The sequence below is a fragment of the Immundisolibacter sp. genome, from assembly GCF_041601295.1.
Classification (GTDB): domain Bacteria; phylum Pseudomonadota; class Gammaproteobacteria; order Immundisolibacterales; family Immundisolibacteraceae; genus Immundisolibacter.
The window spans coordinates 1-2,759 of sequence record NZ_JBFIII010000169.1 but is presented as its reverse complement, the minus strand read 5'-3'; the positions used below and the strand labels follow the sequence as shown (position 1 = coordinate 2,759).

Genomic DNA, 2,759 nt, shown 5'->3' with positions numbered 1-2,759 from the left:
CGAGACCACCGATTTCATGACCGCCCACGCCGCCCGCCTGCCGTGGGAACTGCTCGAAACCGTCGCCCGGCGCATCGTCAACGAAGTGCCCGGCGTGTCACGGGTGGCCTACGACATCTCCGGCAAGCCGCCGGCGACGATCGAGTGGGAGTGACCGGTATCACAGTTGAGACTTAAAGATCCCGCAGTTGAGCGATAGACTGTATTTAGATACAGTATATCAAGGACGCGGATCATGCCTCACACGACGGCGACCAGGAGGACCACCGGGGACCGGAATGCTCCGCTGCCCGACGGATATCGTATATAGCCGAGGCGCGGCCACTATGTCTGCCAAGGATTGACGACGCTCACGCCGCAACCCTCGAAATCATCCACGTTGCGCGTGGCCAGTTCACCCCTGTTAGCCAGGACGATGGCGGCGATCTGCGCGTCGAACTGGGACATAGGCCGGCCCGCCTGTCTTCTGTCGGCGGCGATGCGTGCATAAGCATCGGCCGCCACAGCGTCGAAGGGCAGCACCCGGTTTGCGAAGTCTTCGTCAAACATGGCGACCACGCTGGCTTGCAGTTGCTGCTGGCGTTTCCCGGGCGGCAGCAGGCGCGCACCGTAGAGCATTTCCGCCCGGGTCAGGGCGGTGGTGTACAGATGCCCCGGCGCCTGGGCGGCCACCCACCGCAGTACCGCCGGGTCGGCGGCAATCCGCAGTAACTCCGACAGTACGTTGGTATCCAGAACAATCATGCTCAGGCCGAGTCAGGGGCATGTCCCGTGGGGAGCTCGGGCGGTTCCCGCATGGCTTTGCGTGGCGGCTGGAGCAGATCGACATCGCCCAGCGCCGCAAAGCGGGCGCGAATACGCTGCACCAGCGCCGCGCCGGACGGCGCGTCCTGCTCGACGGCGTTACGCAGAATGGTGCGGGCTTCGTCTTCCATTGACCGGCCATGCAATGCGGCGCGTACCCGCAGGTTGTGTTTGACGGTGTCGCCAAGGTTGCGGATGGTGATGCTGGACATGGTGGTTGCTCCTATCGAATTTGACTGCATCGTAATCATTGATTGCAATGCATGCAACCCTGGTTATAGCCAGTCCGGCCGCGCCGCGCGAGCGGTGGCCAATGACAGACGTGGCGCTGTGATCTCGAAGCCCAGCGCATATCGCGGTTTAGTGACCAACTCAATCGCTGCCTGGTGACTCTTGCCCGGATTTCTGCGAAGCCGGCCACTTCCACCCGAGAATTTCCGGCATATCCTGGCCGTGGCGCTCGATGTACTGGCGGTGCTCGATCAGTTTGTCGCGCATCTGCTGCTTCAGGTAGGCGGCCCGGGAACCGAGCTTTGGCACCCGGTCGATCACGTCGCAAACCAGGTGAAAACGGTCCAGGTCGTTCAACACCGCCATGTCGAAGGGCGTGGTGGTGGTGCCCTCCTCCTTGTAGCCGCGCACATGCAGGTTGTCGTGGTTGGTGCGCCGGTAGGTCAGGCGGTGGATCAGCCACGGATAGCCGTGGTAGGCAAAGATAATCGGCTTGTCGGTGGTGAACAGGCCGTCGAAGTCCCGGTCCGAGAGCCCATGCGGATGCTCCTCGCGCGGCTGCAAGGTCATCAGGTCAACCACGTTCACCACGCGTACTTTCAGATCCGGAAGCTCGCGGCGCAGCACATCGACCGCCGCCAGGACTTCGAGCGTTGGCACGTCGCCAGCGCAGGCCATGACCACGTCCGGCTCGCCGTCGGCGTCGCTGCTTGCCCATTCAAAAATACCAATGCCAGCCGCGCAGTGCTTGATGGCGGCTTCCATGGTCAGCCACTGGGGTTGGTCGTTCTTGCCGGCGACGATGACGTTGACCAGATTGCGCGAGCGCAGGCACCAGTCGGTGACGCACAGCAGCGTGTTGGCGTCCGGCGGCAGGTAGACGCGGATGACGTCGGCCTTCTTGTTCACCACGTGGTCGATGAAACCCGGGTCCTGGTGCGAGAAGCCGTTGTGGTCCTGGCGCCAGACGTGCGAGGTAAGCAGGTAGTTGAGCGAGGCGATCGGCCGACGCCACGGAATATCGCGGCTCACCTTGAGCCATTTGGCGTGCTGGTTGAACATCGAGTCCACGATGTGGATAAACGCCTCGTAGCAGGAGAAAAAACCGTGGCGGCCGGTGAGTAAATAGCCCTCCAGCCAGCCCTGGCATGTGTGCTCGGACAGAATTTCCATCACCCGTCCGTCGGCAGCGAGGTGATCATCCTGCTCGTTGTGCTGCGCCATCCACGCCCGGTCAGTGACCTCGAACAACGCTCCGAGGCGGTTCGAGGCGGTCTCGTCCGGCCCGACAACGCGAAAGTTGCGCGCCTTCAGGCTCAGTTTCATCACGTCGCGCAGGAAGTAACCCATAACGCGGGTCGGTTCGGCCAGTGCCTGTCCCGGCTGCGGCACCTCCACGGCGTAATCGCGAAAGTCGGGCAGGTGCAGGTCCCGCAGCAGCAGGCCACCGTTGGCATGCGGATTGGCACCCATGCGCCGCACGCCGGTGGGCGCCAGCGCCACCAGTTCGCGGATGGGCGCGCCGAGCGGGTCGAACAACTCCTGCGGCCGGTAGCTGCGCAGCCATTGTTCGAGCAGCCGCAGGTGCTCCGGGTTCTTCAGGTCACCGAACGGTACCTGGTGAGAGCGCCAGCTGCCCTCGGTCTTTTTGCCGTCCACTTCCTTGGGGCCGGTCCAACCCTTCGGGGTCCGCAGGACGATCATCGGCCAACATGGGCGTTCGG

Annotated in this window: 3 protein-coding genes and 1 pseudogene; 1 reads left to right on the top strand and 3 read right to left on the bottom strand. The window is 63.4% G+C overall.

Going from position 1 to position 2,759, the window contains the following annotated elements:
- A pseudogene (locus tag ABZF37_RS14030) lies at window positions 1–154 on the top strand (GMP synthase); the annotation flags it as partial.
- 170 nt (window positions 155–324) lie between these two features.
- Here ABZF37_RS14030 and ABZF37_RS14025 read toward each other — a convergent pair.
- The 3 genes from ABZF37_RS14025 to ABZF37_RS14015 form a co-directional block, all read right to left on the bottom strand.
- Complete coding sequence (locus ABZF37_RS14025) at window positions 325–744, bottom strand: type II toxin-antitoxin system VapC family toxin (protein ID WP_372720985.1); 420 nt, start codon at window positions 742–744, stop codon at window positions 325–327.
- A gap of 2 nt (window positions 745–746) precedes the next feature.
- Window positions 747–1,016, bottom strand: a complete 270-nt coding sequence (locus tag ABZF37_RS14020; RefSeq protein ID WP_372720983.1) for a plasmid stabilization protein — start codon at window positions 1,014–1,016, stop codon at window positions 747–749.
- Between the two features lie 160 nt (window positions 1,017–1,176).
- A partial coding sequence (locus ABZF37_RS14015) for a phosphoketolase (RefSeq protein WP_372720981.1) occupies window positions 1,177–2,759 on the bottom strand: 1,583 nt, incomplete at its 5' end.

Coding starts and splice junctions, on each gene's coding strand:
- ABZF37_RS14020 (WP_372720983.1), bottom strand. CDS start 1,016: ATGTCCAGCATCACCATCCGCAACCTTGGCGACACCGTCAAACACAAC.
- ABZF37_RS14025 (WP_372720985.1), bottom strand. CDS start 744: ATGATTGTTCTGGATACCAACGTACTGTCGGAGTTACTGCGGATTGCC.